At 67.0% G+C, this 18808-nt stretch carries 21 protein-coding genes; 3 read left to right on the forward strand and 18 right to left on the reverse strand.

Features of this window, described 5'->3' with window-relative positions; genetic code table 11:
• Positions 1-78: 78 nt before the first annotated feature.
• The 10 genes from IE92_RS0105120 to IE92_RS0105165 form a co-directional block, all read right to left on the reverse strand.
• Positions 79-510 carry a hypothetical protein gene (locus IE92_RS0105120; RefSeq protein WP_030143795.1) on the reverse strand — a complete coding sequence of 144 codons (432 nt, stop codon included), beginning with the start codon at positions 508-510 and terminating at the stop codon, positions 79-81.
• Complete coding sequence (locus IE92_RS0105125) at positions 507-1202, reverse strand: Asp23/Gls24 family envelope stress response protein (protein ID WP_211250753.1); 696 nt, start codon at positions 1200-1202, stop codon at positions 507-509. Before IE92_RS0105125 ends, IE92_RS0105120 begins: the two co-directional genes overlap by 4 nt.
• Complete coding sequence (locus IE92_RS0105130; protein WP_030143797.1) at positions 1199-1765, reverse strand: RNA polymerase sigma factor; 567 nt, start codon at positions 1763-1765, stop codon at positions 1199-1201. The genes IE92_RS0105125 and IE92_RS0105130 overlap by 4 nt, the downstream gene beginning before the upstream one ends.
• A gap of 177 nt (positions 1766-1942) precedes the next feature.
• Positions 1943-2116, reverse strand: coding sequence for a CsbD family protein (locus IE92_RS0105135; RefSeq protein ID WP_030143798.1), 174 nt, complete (start codon positions 2114-2116; stop codon positions 1943-1945).
• A 26-nt stretch (positions 2117-2142) separates the two neighbouring features.
• Positions 2143-2358, reverse strand: a complete 216-nt coding sequence (locus IE92_RS0105140; RefSeq protein ID WP_156027395.1) for a hypothetical protein — start codon at positions 2356-2358, stop codon at positions 2143-2145.
• A 48-nt stretch (positions 2359-2406) separates the two neighbouring features.
• The gene (locus tag IE92_RS0105145) at positions 2407-3024 is read right to left on the reverse strand and encodes a hypothetical protein (RefSeq protein WP_030143800.1); all 618 of its coding nucleotides are present in this window, start codon (positions 3022-3024) and stop codon (positions 2407-2409) included.
• On the reverse strand, positions 3021-3587 hold the full coding sequence (locus IE92_RS0105150) for a hypothetical protein (RefSeq protein ID WP_030143801.1): 567 nt from the start codon (positions 3585-3587) through the stop codon (positions 3021-3023). Before IE92_RS0105150 ends, IE92_RS0105145 begins: the two co-directional genes overlap by 4 nt.
• Positions 3584-3931: a hypothetical protein gene (locus tag IE92_RS0105155; protein ID WP_030143802.1), complete on the reverse strand. Its 348-nt coding sequence runs from the start codon at positions 3929-3931 to the stop codon at positions 3584-3586. The genes IE92_RS0105150 and IE92_RS0105155 overlap by 4 nt, the downstream gene beginning before the upstream one ends.
• Positions 3928-4119 carry a DUF2273 domain-containing protein gene (locus tag IE92_RS0105160; protein ID WP_030143803.1) on the reverse strand — a complete coding sequence of 64 codons (192 nt, stop codon included), beginning with the start codon at positions 4117-4119 and terminating at the stop codon, positions 3928-3930. The genes IE92_RS0105155 and IE92_RS0105160 overlap by 4 nt, the downstream gene beginning before the upstream one ends.
• Positions 4116-4571 carry an Asp23/Gls24 family envelope stress response protein gene (locus IE92_RS0105165; protein WP_030143804.1) on the reverse strand — a complete coding sequence of 152 codons (456 nt, stop codon included), beginning with the start codon at positions 4569-4571 and terminating at the stop codon, positions 4116-4118. The genes IE92_RS0105160 and IE92_RS0105165 overlap by 4 nt, the downstream gene beginning before the upstream one ends.
• A gap of 203 nt (positions 4572-4774) precedes the next feature.
• Between IE92_RS0105165 and IE92_RS0105170 the strand changes: the two genes are divergently transcribed.
• The gene (locus tag IE92_RS0105170; RefSeq protein WP_030143805.1) at positions 4775-5374 is read left to right on the forward strand and encodes a hypothetical protein; all 600 of its coding nucleotides are present in this window, start codon (positions 4775-4777) and stop codon (positions 5372-5374) included.
• Complete coding sequence (locus tag IE92_RS0105175; protein WP_030143806.1) at positions 5356-5985, forward strand: RES family NAD+ phosphorylase; 630 nt, start codon at positions 5356-5358, stop codon at positions 5983-5985. The genes IE92_RS0105170 and IE92_RS0105175 overlap by 19 nt, the downstream gene beginning before the upstream one ends.
• A gap of 47 nt (positions 5986-6032) precedes the next feature.
• Here IE92_RS0105175 and IE92_RS0105180 read toward each other — a convergent pair whose 3' ends face one another.
• From IE92_RS0105180 to ileS, 6 genes are all read right to left on the reverse strand, one after another.
• Complete coding sequence (locus tag IE92_RS0105180) at positions 6033-6668, reverse strand: ABC transporter ATP-binding protein (protein WP_030143807.1); 636 nt, start codon at positions 6666-6668, stop codon at positions 6033-6035.
• A gap of 8 nt (positions 6669-6676) precedes the next feature.
• Entirely contained in the window at positions 6677-8617 is a 1941-nt protein-coding gene (locus tag IE92_RS0105185) for a hypothetical protein (protein WP_030143808.1), read from the reverse strand.
• A 14-nt stretch (positions 8618-8631) separates the two neighbouring features.
• Positions 8632-8853, reverse strand: coding sequence for a lactococcin 972 family bacteriocin (locus IE92_RS18725; protein WP_211250754.1), 222 nt, complete (start codon positions 8851-8853; stop codon positions 8632-8634).
• A gap of 425 nt (positions 8854-9278) precedes the next feature.
• The gene (locus IE92_RS0105195; RefSeq protein ID WP_051701821.1) at positions 9279-9665 is read right to left on the reverse strand and encodes a DUF4233 domain-containing protein; all 387 of its coding nucleotides are present in this window, start codon (positions 9663-9665) and stop codon (positions 9279-9281) included.
• A 2-nt stretch (positions 9666-9667) separates the two neighbouring features.
• Positions 9668-10972, reverse strand: coding sequence for a bifunctional folylpolyglutamate synthase/dihydrofolate synthase (locus IE92_RS0105200; RefSeq protein ID WP_051701902.1), 1305 nt, complete (start codon positions 10970-10972; stop codon positions 9668-9670).
• A 285-nt stretch (positions 10973-11257) separates the two neighbouring features.
• Positions 11258-14620 (reverse strand): isoleucine--tRNA ligase, encoded by a 3363-nt coding sequence (gene ileS, locus IE92_RS0105205; RefSeq protein ID WP_030143812.1) that lies wholly within the window; start codon positions 14618-14620, stop codon positions 11258-11260.
• A 385-nt stretch (positions 14621-15005) separates the two neighbouring features.
• On the opposite strand from ileS, the gene IE92_RS0105210 reads away from it, so the two are divergent.
• Positions 15006-15671 carry a M50 family metallopeptidase gene (locus tag IE92_RS0105210; protein WP_162178486.1) on the forward strand — a complete coding sequence of 222 codons (666 nt, stop codon included), beginning with the start codon at positions 15006-15008 and terminating at the stop codon, positions 15669-15671.
• On the opposite strand, the gene IE92_RS0105215 is transcribed toward IE92_RS0105210, so the two are convergent.
• Both IE92_RS0105215 and IE92_RS0105220 read right to left on the reverse strand, forming a co-directional pair.
• Complete coding sequence (locus tag IE92_RS0105215) at positions 15668-17482, reverse strand: prolyl oligopeptidase family serine peptidase (RefSeq protein ID WP_030143814.1); 1815 nt, start codon at positions 17480-17482, stop codon at positions 15668-15670. The two genes, IE92_RS0105210 and IE92_RS0105215, sit on opposite strands and share 4 nt — an antisense overlap.
• A complete protein-coding gene (locus tag IE92_RS0105220; RefSeq protein ID WP_051701819.1) occupies positions 17479-18768 on the reverse strand; it encodes a hypothetical protein in 1290 nt (429 codons plus the stop codon). Before IE92_RS0105220 ends, IE92_RS0105215 begins: the two co-directional genes overlap by 4 nt.
• Positions 18769-18808 lie beyond the last annotated feature (40 nt).

Below are 18808 nucleotides of genomic sequence, written 5' to 3' on the forward strand. Positions count from 1 at the left end.
CTCCGGGACGTTTTCCTCCGGGCACCTTCCTCCGGGCACCTTCCTCCGGGCGTCTACCTCGGGGAGCTCCGGTCGGCGTCACACGGGCTCGGACAGAATCCCGCCAGGCAGAACCACGCCGGGCAGACCGGTCGAGGGCGCCGCCGGTTCGGGTAGCGGGGGTCGGGCGGGCGCCGACTCCTCGATGTGGACCACCGTCACCTGGATACCGGCCACGGCATCCGCGCGGGCGCGGAGCACAGCCTCCACCGCCGCGTGGGTGCGCCGGGCGGTGTCGACGGCGCCCGCGGACGAGTCCACCCCGATCGCCACGCTCACCCGAACCGCATCGGATTCCCGCTCCAACACCACCAGGGTCGCCGCGCCGTCGCGCAGTCCCAGCAGGCGTGCGCCCACCTCGACCACCCGAGTCATGGTGAGACCCGCCTGGAAGACACCGGTGACGCCCGGAAGGGCCCGCACCGTCGCCTCAATCTCGACGGCCAGATCAAAGTCTTCGGCGCTACTCATCGGTTATCCTCCGGATTGATATCAAGCGAGTGGATCTCTCGCGTCGGCTCGGAACCGGCCGGTTCCGGCCACGCCGGTTCGCCACCCGCGACGACAATCGGCGCCGAAACATCGCGCACCGAGATGTCGATCCCGGTCACGTTCAGCCCGGTGTGGGTCCGCAGCCGGGCCGCGATCTCTGTGCGCAGCAGCTCCACACTTGCGGGAATCGGGGTGCCAAAGGCCACGCCGATTTCCAGTCGAATCCGCACCGGAACCCCGAACTCCTCGACCTCACCATCGATAAAGCAGCGTCCCACCAGCACCCCGGGCACGGCGGTTTCGGCCGCGCGGATCAGCCCGCGAATGGCTCCCTCGGTGATCCCCAGATCCCGTCCGGGCACCTCCTCGGTCAGCGGGATCCGGCGCCCGGCGCGGGCATCCAGCGCGATCCCCGCGAGAATCCCCTGCACCCAGCCCTCATCGGTGGCCGGTTCCGCCGCCACATCGGCGGCCAACAGCTCGGGGGTCAGCGCACGCAGGCGCTCCAGCGCGTCGAGCGCGAGTCTGCACCCGGCCGACTCCTCGATCGCCGGATTGGGCGGGGTGCGGCCCTCATCCAGGTAGTCGGTGAGGTCCTCGAGGGTAAACCCGTCGAGCTCCTCCGGCTCCACACCGAGGGTTTTCAGGTCATAGTCTGGTTCACCGGTCATCGCCACTGCTCCATCCGTACGATGATGTATTTTCGGGCGCGGGCCAGGAGGCCACGGACGGTCGAGAGTGGCAGATCCAGTTCCTCGGCGATCTCGTCATACCCGTAATCGCCAAGCTCTCGAAGCACCCAGCACTCGCGCTGGGCGTCCGGCAATTCTTTCAGCGCCGCGCTGAGTGCCGCAACACTGGCCAGGGCCTCGGCCCGTCTCGGCGGGGTCGCGGCGGGCGATGCCACGGGCTCCACCAGATCGATATCCGCATGGGGCCGGGAGCTGCGCAGCCGATCCACGGCCTTGCGGCTGGTGATACGCATCAGCCAGCTCTTGACCCGCTCGAGATTTTCCAGCTCGGGCAGCTGCGCCCAGGCGGTGATGAAGGTGTCCTGCACCACATCGTCCACCTCGGCGCTGCCGGGCAGGATGCGGCGTGCATAGGCGCGCATCATCGGGGTGTACCGCCGAACCAGAACCGCGAAGGCCGCGGCATCACCGTCGGCAGCCCGCCCGGCAACGATCCGGTCATCCGCGTTTTCCAACGCACTAGAGAATCGTTCACCGCTCATACCCCGTCCCCCTCAGTCGATGAGTATTCGCCGCCGGCCACACACGGATTGCTCCGCCGCGTGCCCGGTTGTGAACTCATCCTCTCCCGCCGTCTCGGACGAAACAAGAGTATTTTGTCCATTCGTTATCTATCGTCACGTGAACGGGGGCGAACCACCCGGTTCGCCCCCAATCGACTACTTCTTGAAGGCGTCCTTGACGTCCTCGACGGTGTCCTTCACGTCACCCTTGACCTGATCGGCCTTGCCCTCGGCAACCAGCTTGTCGTTGTCGGTGACGGTGCCGATGACCTCCTTGGCCTTTCCGACGACGGTGTCCGCTGCTGCCTTGATTCGGTTTTCTGCACTCATGATGTTGCTCCTTTGATGGTTGGTGACTAGTTGCCGACGAGAGACTTGCGTGTCTTCTCGATGGACTTTTGGGCGTTCTTGGCGAACTTCTTGCGCGCCTTCTTGGCGTCCGGGCTCGTCCAGAGCCGCTCGACCTGATGGCGCAGATCCTCATAGTTCTTGCCGCGATTCTTAGCCGACTGCACACCCACAAAATAGGCGGCCACCACGAGGATTGCGATAATCAAAAGATTCTTTGGCATCCGTACCACTCCTTCTTATTGAGATTGACGCTTGATGAAATTGACGACCTAGCGCACCCGCGTTGCCGAGCGCCACCGGTCCAGCCATCCCCGACCCTGCAGGTGCAGGATCACGGGAATCGTTGTGCCCGCCAGGGCGTCCCAGTCGCGCACAGCCCGCTCGACCTCATCGAGCACGCGCGGCACCCGGGCACCTCGGCGCAGGGTGATGCTGAGTCGGATCGCCGGTGCCCGCCGAACCCGATAGACACCGGTACCGGCCGAGAGCACATCGGTGCTCTCGCGCAGCCGGGCGGCGATCAGGTTCTCGACCAGATTGGCGTCCAACTCGGTGTCCCCCTGCCCACCCTCGATGCGCAGAACCGTGGCGGTTTTTCCGCCGCCCCGGGTGGAGAGGAAGATGATCAGCAGCACCAATAGGATGACCAGCTTGGCGATCAACAGGACCGCCGCCCCGGAGAGGGCGACCCCGCCGGGGAGTTCAAACCAGAACGATCCCAGCCAGTCACCGAGGGTGCCGAGCCAGCCGGCCACGGTGTCCCGCAGGCCGTCGGCCCACCGCGGCAGTTTTCCGCTGGCCAGCACGAGGAACACTCCGACCATCGCCAGCGCGAGTCCGGTCACCAGCAGCAGGGCACGATTCACGATGCGGTTGGTCGCGTTCATGAGACCACCCCACGTTCGGCGATCCGCACCCGGACCGTGCTGGGAAAGCCGGCCGCGACCAGTGTGTCCTGGGCGACCTCCCGCACCGATTCGGGATTGAGCGCGACCCCGCTGGTGGGTGTGACGTGCACACTCGCCTGGGTGCGTCCCACCACAACCGACACGTTGCCACGGTCGAGCCCCTCGGCCTCGGCAACCCGGTCGGCCACGGTGTCGGCAAGAACCCCGTTATCCACGAGGATTGCCAGCCGCTCGGTGGTGCGGGACCGTCGGTCGCGACGTCCCGGTGCGAGGGCCAGCCAGATCAGCAGGATCGCCAGCACCAGCAGGATGGTTCCTGCGCCCAGGGCCACCGATCCCACGTCGAAGGCCGCGCGGCGTCCGGAGAGGAACTCGGCCAGCGTGTCACCCACGCGCTCATCGATGATCATCCAGATACCCAGCACCAGCAGGCCACCACAGAGAATCACCAGCAGGCTCGCGACCACCACGGCCGGTGCCGTGCGCGAATCGTGGCTCTCGCGTCGGAGAACGCGGGTATAGACGTTCGAATCGATACTCATATCACCCTCCTCTCGCGCACCTCGCGGACACCCGAGTACCGGATATCCACGATCGAGACGTTGCGTCCGGCGAGCGAATCCAGTCCCCGAATCACCGCCTCGCGCAGCGCCTCGGCCCGGGCACCCAGGGTGTCCCCCGGACGCTGGCCGAGGGCGACCGGAACGGTCACCGTGGCCTTCAACGCGCCGGCCTCATCCGAAAAGGAAACCGATACGTCCTGGGCGGTCACCCGTGCGGCATCGCGCACCAGTCCCACCGCGAGATGCTGAAGCGCCCGGCCCGTGACGGTGGTCCGTCCGATGAGATTGCGCTCACCGGTGTCGGCTCGGACGTCCCCGGTCATGACGACGAACGCCGTCCACGGAACACGTCCGCCAGGGCGCGTACGTCCAGTCGTCCATCGGCAATCCGGCCGATCCCCGCTCCCACCAGCATCGCCACGGCGACGAGCACAAAGGCCCAGAAGCCGAGCACGATCCAGGTCAGGGCGAGGACCGCTCCGATTGCGGCCCCCACTCCCGACTTACTCACTGGACTCGAGCCTCCTGCGGAGCCTTCTGCTCCTCGTGGTCATCCTCGGAGGGAATGTGGACGTCGTTGACGGTCACGTTGACCTCGGTGACGTCGAGTCCCACCAGGTCCTCGATTGCGCGATAGATTGCCGCGCGGACATCATCGGCAACCTTCTGCAGCGACACCGGGTACTCGGCCACGATGGTCACGTCGGCGGCGGCCTGCTTCTCGCCCACCTCGACGCTGATTCCCTGGGTGAGGTCGGTGGTGTTCAGCGCATCGCGGATCGCGCCGACCACCCGGGCGGCACCTCCACCGAGGGCGTAAACGCCGGGGACCTCGCGGGCGGCGATACCGGCGATCTTGGCGACAACTCCGTCATCAATGGTGGTCTTGCCACCGAGGCTTCCGGCGGCCACGCCTGCCGGGTCGATCTTCGTCTGGGGGTTGTTTCCGGTTACGTTAGCCATGATGTTCTCCTTCACAAACCTGTCCGCACGTCCCGGTGCGGATCGCCTGAAGCGGCGACACAACTAGGACGTGTCCGGCACGGAAATCGTCACAAAACAGTCGGCATGTTTTTGAACGCGCGGCGGAAAAGCCCGGATTTCCGGGGGAACTTCCTGGATATCTGGCGGAACCAACGTTAGACTCAGTCGTAGGAAACGGAGGAATGATGTCGATCAAACAGCAGCGCAGCGCCGATGCCGCCCTCGTGCACGAGGCCGTACGCGCGGTGACCGGTGCCGACGCGACCCCGGCCGAGGTGGCCGACCTCCTGGAGCGGGTCCGCGCCCGGACCGCGGTGAGTGAGCTCTCCGGCGTTCTCGCCCGCACGGCCCAGGCCCCACACCCGGCGCTCGCCCGCGCCGCCCAGGCGGGGGAAAACGAGATCCGGGCGATCGATGCCGAGTTTGGCCTGCTGACCAGTGCCGAGGTGGCCAAGATTCTCGGTTCCTCCTCCACGCCGAGCGCGGTTCGGGCACTCGCCAGCGATATGCGTGGACGCGGCGAGCTCCTGGCCCTCAAACGGCTCAACCGGTTTGTCTATCCGGGGTTCCAGTTTGATCGGGGGCGGGGACGAGTCAAGCCGTGTGTGAAACCGCTGGTGGCGCTCGCCCATGCCAGCGACTGGGACGAGGTTGATGCGGTGCTCTGGCTCTGCGCCCCGAGCACCTACTTTGACGATGCGTCACGCCCGGTAGACCACCTCGACACCGATCCCGAGCGGGTTTTGGAGATTGCCCGGCGCGCATGGAATCCCGGCTGGTAGTCCCGGCACCGCCGGAACCGTTCGATCCCGAGACGATTGAGGTCCCCGCGGGCCTTGTGCTGTTTCGGGTGCATGCGGCCGAGCGCCTGGCGACCACCTTCAACCCGGGTTTTGGGGCCCCCACCCGCTTTGCCTTCTTCGGCGAGCCGAGGGTTCCGGTGCTCTATGCGGCCGAAACCGAGCAGGCGGCGATCGCCGAAACCCTGCTCCACGACACCCCGCTGAGCGGCGGCACGCTCCTGCCCTCCGCCTATCGCGGCCGCCGTCTCTCGCGGATCACCACGGCCCGCCCGCTCCGCTTCGCCTCGCTGCTGGGCCTCGGCCTCCGTCGGCTCGGGGTGAGTGCCGACCAGGTCACCGCGACCCCCGCCGCCCACTATGAACACACGGTGCCCTGGGCACGCGCCGCCCACGAAGCGGGGTTCGACGGCATCGCCTATATGAGCCGCCAGTGCAACTCGGACCGCGCGTTCGTCTTCTTCGGCGACCGAGCCCCCGCAGCCCTCGCCCCCGAAGCGGAACTCCACTGGGACTTCGACGACCCCACGGCCGGACTCCCCCGCCTGATCACCTTCTGCACCGCCCTGGGCGTAGAGGTGGTGGCGAGGTAGCGCGGACGCTGCGGGATAAGGATCCCCCGTCACACGGGTGCACGTGACTATCCGAGTCGAAACCGGGTGTCGCAGGTATCGGCGAAGTCCTCATCGTGGGTCGCGATGACCACCGTTGCCCCGGCATCCGCTCGCGCACGCAGCAGGCTCATGACCCGTGCGCGATTGGCGGCATCGAGGGAGGCGGTGGGTTCGTCGGCGAGGATCAGGTGCGCCTGGCGGTAGATGGCTCGGGCGATCGCGAGCCGCTGCTTTTCGCCGCCGCTGAGTCGCGCGGCAAGCTCCCGTTCGCGCCCGGAGAGCCCCACCTGTTCCAGGGCGGTGTGCAGTTTTCCGGCGTCTCCACGCACGGTAGCTCCGAGTGGGCCCAGCGCCATGACCGTGTTGGCCGCAACCGTACGCTCCTCGATGGTGCCATAGTCCTGAAAGACGAACGCAGCATGCGCACGCCAGAACGCGCGACGGGCGCGCTCCGATGCACGAGAGAAATCGGCACCGTCTATCAGGAGCGTGCCGCGTGAAATCGGGAGCAAAAGCCCAAGGGCATGCAGCAGCGTGGTTTTACCGCTGCCACTGGGTCCGGAGAGCGCGGTAATGGTTCCCGGGGTACAGGACAGCGAGACTCCTCGAATCAGCGTGTGATCGGCGAGGCGGACCTCGATGTTCCGGGTTTCGATGTGCATGAGGTCTCCTAAAAGAGTCGGCGACGCAGGTGAGTGAATACGCGCTGCCCCGCGCGCACATGGGTGAGCGGGGCCAGGAGGATCGCGAACAGTCCCACCCCGCCAATAACCCAGAACCCCGGTTGCTGGGTGATACCAACGATGGCGGTGATGATCACGACAACCACGACCCCCTGAATGCTCTCGGTTCGGACCCGGGCGGCCACGACACGCAGCGGCCGCACGCCGGCCACCCGGAGCGGATGGTCGGCCCGCGCATTCACCTCCGCGTGAATGCGCGCCCCCAGGATGGTGGCCAACACGAGCCCCAGTATGAGCGCGGCCAAGGCCGCGGCGCTCAGCGTGGCAAAACCCGCGGCGAACTGCGCCTGAACCAGCCCGTTTTCGGCAATGTAGCGTGCGCGCACCTCACCCTGTAGCCCAAATTCGGCGAGCAGCTGCTGGGCCGATTCACGATCACGAAGCACGATATTGCCGCTGGTTGCGAGTGCCGCGAGAAAATCATTATTGAACACGTTAAGGTTTTCAAACATCACGATTCCCACCCCTGGTCGCGCGTCCAGGGTGCCGTTTCCGAGTCCCACTCCGAGGACATCGGTGCCCGGCACCGGAGTCAACAGCTCGAGACTTTCTGAAACAGAACGAGCCTGCTCGGACGTCCCGGTCCAGTTTTCAAGATCCTGCCGAAAGGATTCGCGCAGTGATTGCGAGGCTCGATTGCGGGTTCCCGCGGGAACTCGATCCTCGGGAAACCAGCGCGGCGTGGCAAACATGATCGCCGCCGGGATATTTCCGGTTACCCCATACTCACGCAGTTGCTCCCGCTCCCAGACGATCGATAGCGCCGCCAAGCCGCGCTCATCGGCAGCGCGCAGCATGGCCGCAACCGGGGTTCTCAGACGCTGCCACCGCTCCTCGGTACCGGATGGGATCACGATCTCCGTGCGCTGTCCCAGACTTTCCCACTGCGAGAGTTGACGCGCCGCGTCCGAAGCGTGCGCCTGTGCACTCAGTGCGGGCGACAGCATTCCCAAAACCGCGGCCAGCAGGATCACTCGAGCGATCGCACCCACGCGTCCCAGTGCACGCATGGGCGGTATCCGCCGAGCCAGCATCCGTGACGTCGGAAGAGATGCGGCCGTTACCGAGACCCCCACCAGAACAGCCAGAATCCACCCCGTGAGAATTCCGCCCGCCAGGAGGGTGGCGATTCGCGGCACAAATACCCAGCCGCGCCACAGCCCAACAATGAGCGCCGTCACGGCCGTCAGCGCGGTGGAGGTTCCCAGGAATGTGCCGCTAAAGAGGCGAATATCCGCAAGCAAAACCCTGCTCGGACGGATCCCCGCCAGGATACTGAGCGCTCGCCCGCGCGCTCGGACCGTGAGCCAGCCGAGCATGGAAACAATGCTCAGCCCGAAGACCGCAAGCGTCGCCATGAGAAAGCTCGGTTGGCTCAGCACCAGGCGGATAGTCTCCCCCGGGGAGTCCTGACGCCAACTCATATCGATTGCGACCGAACGTGCCCAGCGAGCGAAACCGGCGCGGTCCGCGGTTGTCCCCGTAACCAGATACTCCCCCGCCGTCGGGCTCGACTCAAGCCGATCCGCCCCAACCAGGCTAGCCGCGGGCAGCGGACCGAATCGAGGAACGCTCTTGGGGCGATCACGCTCCCGTTCCAGCTCCGCGTACACGGATCCACCTCCCGATACCGCCGCCGGAAGTGCCCGCACCAGCCCCAACCCGAATCGCGCACTCGCTGCGGCAAGGTCGGATCTGAGACGGGCGTCGTCGGTCGCACCGGACGGATATGTCAGCACGACACTCGCCCGTGCCCCCACCGCCTCGGGAAGCGAACGATCCCGCAAGTCGGTGATCAGGGCAGCAAGAATCAGGATGAGGACACAGGCCACCACCGCGATCCCCGCCACCCCGCGCTTACGCACCACCCGTGCCCCTCCCGCTACAGAACGCGATAGTAGTAGGCATCGTCGTTGCCCCAATAGTTCAAGGCAGGTTTTTCCGCGATGGATTTCTTCTGGGGAGCGGTGTCCACACTGCGCACGGTTTCGCTCCCGTTCAGAACCACCGTGCTGCCATGTACGCGGTTCACCGTGTAGTACGACCGGATCGCCGCGTTCTTAAACCCGTACTGCCAAAACCCACCTTCGGCGGGATACTGCATCGAATATCCAACGTGCAACCAGTTGGGCGCTGCAGCATTTACCGAGGAACCATCCTGGGTCGACCCCGCCTGGGTAGCCGATGCTCCAATCGGGAGCGCCAACGGCACAAGCAATGCGGAGGCGGCAGCTACACTCAGCCCAAATCGTCTCACCAACGCTAACGTCATGTTCTTTCCTTTCGCAGAGGGACACTCGAAGCGGTGTCCGTTGCGAGAACGCTACGTCGAAGGGGGGACGAATCCCAGGCTTCGCCAGAAAAGAACGTGCCTTCAAGGGGAAAAATGCCGCGGTTCTGGGGATCTAGGCGAGAGGCAGGCTGTGGCCGCAGGACAAGGTGGACACGGTCGCGGACACACAAACGCCGCGGCGCGGATCCCGAAGGACCCGCGCCGCGGCGTGTGTTGAGGTGGCAGGGAAACGGTGGCTATTCGCCGGTCGCCTCCTGGTGCCGGCGGAAGGCGGCGTTGCGCTCGTCGAGCTGCGTGCCCTTGTAGACACCGTAGATCCAGAGCGCCAGGAACAGCGCGGCGGCCACCCAGATCTCGCCCACCAGGAAACCCGCGGCCACCAGGCACGCCTGGACCACCCAGCCGAGGATCTCGCCCAGCGGGCTCTTCAGCGTGGCCAGGGCAACCAGCATGATCACGATGACCACGCCGCCACCCACCAGCGCATACCAGGGCTCGCCCGGTGCGGCCTTCAGCCCAAACACCGTCAGGGAGGCCAGGCCGATGATGATCAGTTCAAAACCCAGGATGATCGACAGCAACATCTCCTTGACGCCGCGCTGGCGCCGGACTCGTCCCGCCACGACTACGCCTTCCACTCACGGTCGGCGGCGATCTCGATCGCCTCGCCGCCCAGCACGATCGATCCGGTCACCACAACCATGCGGCGCGGTGCCTCATCGGCCCACTCGCGGGCTGCCAGCAGCGCGTCCACCAGCTCCTCATACGGGGCAACCAGGGTGTCGGGCAGCTCGCTCAGGGCGATCTGCGCGAGCGCATCCACGTCGGTGGAACGCTCCGAGCTGGAGCGGGTCACCAGGGCGGTGGTCACGATCGGGGCCAGCTCGCGGAAGATTCCGGCGGCGTCCTTATCGCTGAGGATGCCGGCGACCAGGGCCACCTCATCCACGTCGAAGTAGCGCTCGATCGCCGCGCGCAGCGAACGCGCACCGTGCGGGTTGTGGGCCGCATCCACCAGGATGGTGGGGTCGGTGCCGATCAGCTGCAGGCGTCCCGGGCTGGTGGCCAGGGCCAGGCCCTCGGTCAGCGGCTCCTCGCCCAGCGGACGCTCCCCGTCGCCGAGGAACGCCTCGACCGCGGTGATTGCCACGGCCGCGTTCTGTGCCTGGTGATCCCCGTAGAAGGGCAGGTACAGCTCGGAATAGGTGGCCGCACGACCGCGCACGGTGATCTGCTGGCCACCCACGGCCACGATGTCCTCGGTGAGTTCAAAGTCGCGATCCTGCAGGACCACGGTCGCGCCGACCTCGGCCGCGCGGGCGTTGATCTGCTCCAGCGCCTCGGGCTTCTGCGCGGCCGACACCACGATCGCGCCGGGCTTGATGATGCCCGCCTTGGTCGCGGCGATCTCGGCGATGTTGCGGCCGAGCTTGCCCACGTGATCCAGGTCCACCGGGGTCAGCACGGCGATCTGAGCGTTGGCGACGTTGGTGGAATCCCAGGTGCCGCCCATGCCCACCTCAACCACGGCCACATCAACCGGGGCGTCAGCGAAGCAGGCGAATCCGAGGATGGTCAGCGCCTCAAAGAAGGTGATCTTCGGCTTGCCGGCGGACACCAGCTCGGCGTCCACGATCTCCAGGAACGGCTCGATGTCGTCCCAGTTATCGGCCACCGCCGCGTGGGCGATCGGCTTACCGTCGATGCAGATGCGCTCGGTGAAGTGCACCAGGTGCGGGCTGGTAAACAGCCCGGTGCGCAGCCCGTGGGCGCGCAGCAGCGACTCGATCATCCGCGAGGTGCTGGTCTTGCCGTTTGTTCCGGTGATCTGAATCACCGGGACCTGGTGCTGCGGGTCACCCAGCAGCTCCAGCACGCGGGCGGTGGCATCCAGGCGCGGCTCGGGGGCCACCTCGCCGGTGCGCTGCATCAGCTTGGCAAACACGACCGCCGCACGGTCGGTGTCGAATTCGCTGTTGAGGATTTCCTCATCCACGTCGGTTTCGGCGTCCTCCCCCACATCCGACGGATCGGAGACGGGAAGACCCAGCGGCCCGGAAAGCGCGGCGAGTTCCGCCGCGTCCTCGGCCGCCGCGTCGGCGGGAAGTTCGGGTTCGTTGGAGGAGTGAGTCATAAGAGCCGATCCCTTCGATATGCGATCCGGGCCGCGGGGACGAACCCGGATCGCACTACTGAGTGTGAAATAAGGTGGGAATTAGATTTCGGTGGAGGCGTCGAGGCGGGAAACCGCCACGATGAAGCGACCGGCGTTGGCGAACTTGCCCGCGGCGATCGACTGCGCAAACTCGGGACGCTCATCGAGCACCTCAGCCAGCCAATCGGTGCCCTCGGCCGCCGCGTGCGCGGACCCCTCGGGCAGACCGATCAGCCCGAACTCGGTGGCGAGGGTCTCCCCGGCGATGTCCACCAGCTCGGTGGCCACGGTCACGGCCTCGGCGTCGGCGGCGTCGGCGAAGACCAGGTCCAGGCGGATCCGGTCGGACACCTCAAAGCCGGCGGCCTTGCGGGTGTCCTGCACGGCGCGGATCACGTCGCGGGCCAGGCCCTCGGCCTCCAGCTCCGGGGTGGTCACGGTGTTCAGCAGCACAAATCCGCCACCGGCCAGCAGGGCCAGCGCGTTGTCGGCCGAACCGCCATCGCCCACCTCGAGGGTCAGCTCGTACTCGTGCGGCTCGAGGGCGATGCCACCGGCGGTGACCACGTCCCCCTCCTGGCTCCAGTCGCCGGCGCGGGCCGCCTTGATCACGGTCTGCACCTCCTTGCCCAGGCGCGGACCCGCGGCACGGGCGTTCACGGCGAGCTTTGAGGTGATGCCATAGCTTGCGGCGCTGTCCTCGGCGAGCTCCACGAACTCGACGGACTTGACGTTGAGCTCATCGCGCAGGGTCGACTCGAAGGCCGCGAGGCCCGCGGTGTCGGCGGCCACCACGGTGAGGGTCGCCAGCGGCAGACGCACGCGCAGACCGGCCTTCTTGCGCAGGGCCAGCGAGGTCGAGGCAATCTGACGGACCTGGTCCATCGAGGCCACCAGCGCGTCATCGGCGGGCAGCTCATCGGCGCTCGGGTAGTCGGTCAGGTGCACCGAACGGCCACCGGTCAGACCCTTCCAGATCTGCTCGGTCACCAGCGGCAGGAACGGCGCGGCCACCCGGGTGAGGGTTTCCAGCACGGTGTAGAGGGTGTCAAACGCCTCGCTGCCGTTGCCGTCCGCGTCCACGCCCGCCCAGAAGCGGTCACGCGAGCGACGCACGTACCAGTTGGTGAGCACGTCAGCGAAGTCACGCAGCGCAGCCGCGGCCAGCGGGGTGTCGAAGTGCTCCAGGTGATCGGTGACCTCGATGACCAGCTGACGGGTCTTGGCCAGGATGTAGCGGTCCAGCACGTCGGTGGAGTCGGTGCGACGCTTGGCGTCGTAGCCGCCCTCGGTCGCGAGGTTGGCGTACATCGAGAAGAAGTACCAGGAGTTCCACAGCGGCAGCAGCACGGCGCGCACGCCCTCGCGGATACCCTCCTCGGTCACCACCAGGTTTCCGCCGCGGATGACCGAGCTGGAGAGTAGGAACCAGCGCATCGCATCGGATCCGTCGCGGTCAAAGACCTCGTTCACATCCGGGTAGTTACGCAGCGACTTGCTCATCTTCTGGCCGTCGTTACCCAGCACGATGCCGTGGCTGATGACGTTCTTGAACGCCGGACGGTCAAACAGTGCGGTGGACAGGGTGTGCAGCATGTAGAACCAGCCGCGGGTCTGCCCGATGTACTCGACGATGAAGTCGGCCGGGTTGTGGCTCTCGAACCACTCCTGGTTCTCGAACGGATAGTGCACCTGGGCGAAGGGCATCGAGCCCGAGTCGAACCAGACATCCAGCACGTCGGTGATCCGGCGCATGGTGGACTGACCGGTGGGGTCGTCCGGGTTCGGGCGGGTCAGCTCGTCGATGTAGGGGCGGTGCAGGTCGGTCGGACGCACACCGAAGTCGGCTTCAAGCTCATCCAGCGATCCGTAGACATCGATGCGCGGATAGTCGGGGTTGTCGCTCTTCCACACCGGGATCGGCGAACCCCAGTAGCGGTTGCGGCTGATCGACCAGTCACGGGCACCGGCCACCCACTTACCGAACTGGCCGTCCTTGACGTTCTCCGGAACCCAGTTGATCTCCTGGTTGAGCTCGCCCATGCGGCCCTTGAACTCGGGGACCTTGACGAACCAGCTCGACACGGCCTTGTAGATCAGCGGGTTCCGGCAGCGCCAGCAGTGCGGGTAGGAGTGCACGTAGCTGGCCTGACGCAGCAGGCGGCCCTTCTCCTTGAGCAGGTTGGTCAGCGGCTTATTGGCTTCGAACCACAGCTCGCCGGCGACATCGGTCACCTCGGGGAGGAAGCGTCCACCCTCGTCCACCGAGAGCACCACGGGGATGCCGGCGGCCTGACAGATGCGCTGGTCATCCTCACCGTAGGCCGGGGCCTGGTGGACGATACCGGTACCGTCGGTGGTGCTGACATAGTCGTCGGAGAGGATCTGCCAGGCGTTCGACATATCCAGGTCCTCGGTGGTCTGGTAGTAGTCAAACACCGGGGTGTAGCGGGTGCCCACCAGCTCTTCGCCCACCAGGGTGCGGGTGATCGCGGCGGTGGCCGCGGCGGCATCCTCGTACCCCAGGTCCTTGGCGTAGCTACCCACCAGGTCGGCGGCCAGCAGGTACTGCGAGGCGGCGTCGCCACCGTCGTGGGCACCGTTCGGGCCCGCGGGCAGCACGGCGTAGCTGATGGCCGGGCCCACAACCAGGGCAACGTTGGTGGGCAGGGTCCACGGGGTCGTGGTCCAGGCCAGGGCCTTCACGCCGGTGAGTTCCAGGGTGTCGGCGCGTTCGCCGGCGAAGGGGAAGGTCACGGTGACGGTCTGGTCCTGACGGTCCTTATAGACGTCGTCATCCATCCGCAGCTCGTGGTTGGACAGCGGGGTCTGGTCGCGCCAGCAGTAGGGCAGCACGCGGTAGCCCTCATAGGCGAGGTCCTTGGAGTGCAGCTGCTTGAACGCCCAGATGACGCTCTCCATGAAGTCGATGTCGAGGGTCTTATAGTCGTTTTCGAAGTCGACCCAGCGCGCCTGGCGGGTCACATAACGCTCCCACTCGCGGGTGTACTTCAGCACACCCTCACGCGCGGCGTTGTTGAACGCGGCCAGACCCATCTCCTCGATCTGGCTCTTATCGGTAATGCCCAGCTCACGCTCGGCTTCGAGCTCGGCGGGCAGACCGTGGGTGTCCCAACCGAAGCGGCGGTGTACCTGCTTGCCGCGCATGGTCTGGAAGCGCGGGAACAGGTCCTTGGCGTAGCCGGTCAGCAGGTGACCGTAGTGCGGGAGGCCGTTGGCGAAGGGAGGGCCGTCATAGAAGGTCCACTCGGGGGCACCCTCGCGGTTGTCAATCGAGGCCTGGAACGTCCCATCGGTACGCCAAAACTCGAGGATCTGCTCCTCGATCTCGGGGAAACGCGGCGAGGCCTGGATACCGAACGCGGCACCGGGCTGGGAGTCCTGGGACTTCGGATACGACATGTGCAACTCCTGGCAGTGAGATTTTCTCCTGCGAGGACGACATGAGCCGCGGTACCACCTCGCTTATTCGCTGATCCCCGGGCAGGGGGCGAATCGCTTCATTGGGCTGTGACGGGCCTGACCCGTTCGGTTCTACCCGCGGCCGGGGCCGCGCTCTTCCGAAAACTCCCCGGTGATGGCCGGATCGATGTTGGTATCCACAAGTGTACCGGCAATTTCGGGGTGCGGCGAGCGCGCCGGTGAGCGTAGTGCGAACGTTCAGTGAAGCTCGGGAGAATAGGGTGTTCCCCGCGCGAAAGGCACCCCCATTTCTCTGCACTCCCTCGCACTCACCCCCGCCTCCTGGGGCGACACCCTCGATGCGTTCCTCGGTCGAACCACCCCGGTGACCCTGGAGCCGCTGATCCTCGGATCGATCATCCTGGCCGCGATTCTGCTGAGCGTGCCGCGGGTAACCTGGCGTTGGTTTGGGATGTTCACCACCCTGGTCCACGAGCTGGGCCACGCATTCTCGGCCGGGCTGCTGGGCCGCCGGGTGCGCGCGATCCGGGTGGGGGCCAATCACGGCGGCTCGACGATCAGCTCGGGTGGATCCTTCACCGCGGTCATCTCGGGCTTCCTGGGCTACCCGGCCCCGGCGATCGTGGGGGCCGCACTGATCCTCACGGCGACCGCCGGCTACACCCGGGCCGCGATTCTCGGCGGCGCAATCCTGGTGGTGCTCTCGCTGATCTTCCTGCGTGGATGGGGCGCGATCCTGATCGCCCTGGCCACCCTCGCCGGCGGCGCCGCGCTATGGGTTTACGCGGATTGGGTGATGCAGACCTATGCGCTGATCACCGTGGGCCTGGCCCTGCTGGTGGGATCCATCCGTGGCCTCGGCAACGTATTTGCCGCGCACGGCCGAAAGCACCGCAACCTGGAATCCTCGGATGCCTTTATCCTCGCCCGGCAGACCCACATCCCGTCGGTTTTTTGGCTGCTGGGTTTCAGCGTGACGATTGCCGCCTGTGTGTGGGCCAGCGTGGTGGCGCTGATCGGGACGGTTTAGGACACTCCCATCCACGGGGTTGTCCCCGCGGCGAAGCCGAGCAGGGTCGCCGAAAAATCGAGCAGGGTTCCCGCCGCACGCTGCGCATGACCGTCGCCCGCCTCGGTCAGCAGCGCCACCCGCCCGCCCCGACTGTTCAGCTCGGCGGCAAACCGCGTCGCCGCGGTGTTGTCCACCCGCTCATCCCGGCCCAGGATGCAGCACAGGATGGGTGGCACATTCTCGGCGCGTTCCCGGGCGATCGCCAGGTGCAGCGGCGAGTACTCGGCGCGCTGGGCAGCCGTAGTCTCCCCGTCCACACCAAACTCGTGCAGCCACTGCGTTCCCAGGCCGTGGCGGCGCAGGTCCACGGTGTCCAGCACGGGGGCCACCGCGATGACGCGCCCGAACGCGGACGGATCAATCAGCGCCGACGCGGTCACCACAAACCCGCCGTGGGAGGCTCCCAGCGCCGTCATATCCTCGGTGCGGGTCCATCCCCCGGCCACCAGCGCGTGAGCCACATCGATCAGATCGTGCACCGCCCGAATCTTCCGTGCCCCGCGGCCCGCCTCATGCCACTCGGGACCCAGCTCGCCGCCGCCCCGCACCTGCGCGGCCACAAACACGCCCCCGGCCTCAAGCCAGGCCGCCACGGTGGGCTCCGCCTCGGTGCGATGGTGCACCCCGAATCCTCCGTAGACCGACAGCAGAAGGGGTCGGGGGCCTCGCGGATGGTCCCCCTCCAGAAACTCGCGCCGCGACGAAACCACCAGCGGCACCGGGGTCCCATCTCGGGCGAGGATTGTCAGGTGCAGGTGGGTGTTGTGCTCGGCGTCGCGACCCGCTGCCGACGCCGACGCAGATGCCGATACCGATACCGATCCGCGGGTCAGGTCCACACACACCACCCCCGCGGGGCGCTCGGGCGAGGCGCTATGCACCCAAAGGGACACCCCGGTCTGATCCTCGCTCACACTCAGGGCCAGGAGCCGTTCGGCCGCGGACAGCGCATGGACGGGTGTTCCTCCGAGTGACAGCACCACAGCGTCCTCCACCTCGCGCGCGGTGACCTCGCCGAGGGAGGAGGCCAGCGCGACACGGCCATCCGCGGGCACGGTCGCAGGCACAAGCACAGGCGCTGCTGCGCTGCCGGGCTCCGGCACCCAGCCGTCGTCCCGAAAAATCCAGGTGGTCGGCGCAGACCCCGGATGCCGGGCGATGAGCCGAACGCCGCCCGAATCACCCTCAATTCGCAGCCGCAGCCCCTCGGGGGTGTGTTCAAGGTCCGCGGGCAGGCCCACCGGACGCGCATCCTCGGACGATCCCGCCACCCGCCACACCTCATGAACCGGCGGCTTGCCGGTGAGGACCCACAGGGCGGCCTCGTGGTGCGGCCCGGCATCGATCCACACCGGGCGCGCGTGCCACACGGGCGGAACGTCCAGGCGAACGGGTTCGGTGTCGGATGCCAGGATCCACACCTCGGCGAGTTCGGAATCGGGGGCGCCCAGTAGCGCGGCCACCCGCCTCCCGGTGGGATCAAGCGCAAACCCACGCACCACCCGGCCCGCGGGCACCGGCAGTGCCGCGCCAGGATCCGGAGGGGTTGGCGAGCGCCCGGGCGCACACGCGGCACCCAGCGTGGATGCGGATTCGCGGTAGAGCCGGGGGAAGTCCTCCCCCGGTCCGCGCCAGGTATAGACGGCGATGCCTTGGGCAATCTGTGGCATGCCCTGCCGCGCGGTGGTGTCCCAGCGAGTGAGGGCCTCCCGGAAGTAGTCGCGCGCCCGGCGGGCATCCTCCGATTCAAGAACGTTGGCCTCGCTCATCGCCCCACCAGATCCCCGGGGGCGGGTGCCGTGGCGTCGATCCAGGCGAGGTGTCCGCCGTCCCGCAGGGCACCGGGTACCCGAATGGTGACCGGCGAGGCGGAGGGATTGCCCGTGTCGATCAGCAGGACCTCGCCGTGTCCACCCCGGGTCAGTGCGACACGCTCATCCCGTGCGGATGCGGCGATGGCCCGCCGGTCCGCATCATCCCAGGGCTCGACCCCGGGTTTTGGAGCCCGATCCATCGGGGTGAGGCTCCAGGTTCCGCGCAGACCGAGAGGGCTCCCCGCCACGGGCGCGCGTTCGCCCACGGGCGGGGCCGCGAGACTCCTCGCCGGATCGTTCCCAACCTGCGCCTCCGCCGCATCGAGGTCGAAGACCGCGAGGTCATCCCCCTCGGGGTGCACCCGCGCCACCGCGATCCCGGTCGCCGTGAGCGCAAATCGAAAAATCAGTCCCCGCCCCAGCGGCGCGGTGCGCGTCTGTCCGGTATCGATGGTGTGCACCCAGAGCGTGTTTTCCCAGTCGGCCCAGTCGCGGGGAGCGTCGCCGCCCTGCCTGAGGACCGCAACGATGACCCGGCGGCGCGGGCAAAAGCGCAGGAAGTAGGCGCGACCCGGGGCAACCCAGGGGCGCACCCCCAGCGACCGAGGCACCACTCCGGTCACATCAAAGCACTCGAGCCCACGGTCGGTGGCGACCCACATTTGCCCCGAGACCGGATCGTAGACATCGCCGTGACCGGTGTCACCGATCGGTAAGATCTCGTCCGCATGCAGCTCGGGACAGTGCACACCCACCCGCAGAATCTCCGCCACATCCAGCGATTCCAGCGCACCCGGCTCCCGGTGGCGCAGCACCACGCGGGGTGGATGCGCACCCCCGGTCACAATGACACCGGGCTCCCCCGCTCGGGTGCGCACCCGGCGCGACCGGGGTCCCTCGGGGGCGTCCAGATCCACCACGCTCACCAGGTCGCTCCACGGCTCCCAGGAGGCACCCAACCCGGTCGACACGCCGAGGAAACGACCACTCGGATCACACGCCAGATGCTCGCCGGGGATCGCCACCGACACCCGTTCGCGCACCTGTCGGGCCAGAGCATCAACCACCACCAGCGCACCGCCGGCGTCGTCCACCCAGGCGCATTTTCCGCCGCCGAGCGGCAGGATTCCGGCGTGTTCGGCCACAACCTGACCGCGCCACCAGTCGGTCAGCGAGGCCGAATCGGTGTCGATAAATCCGATCGCCTCCCCGCGCTGGTCCGCCACCACGAGTACGTCCATCTGGGCTCTCCCTCGAAACTGTTATTGATAATGATTATCA

It is taken from the genome of Mycetocola saprophilus (genome assembly GCF_000718085.1).
GTDB lineage: Bacteria > Actinomycetota > Actinomycetes > Actinomycetales > Microbacteriaceae > Mycetocola > Mycetocola saprophilus.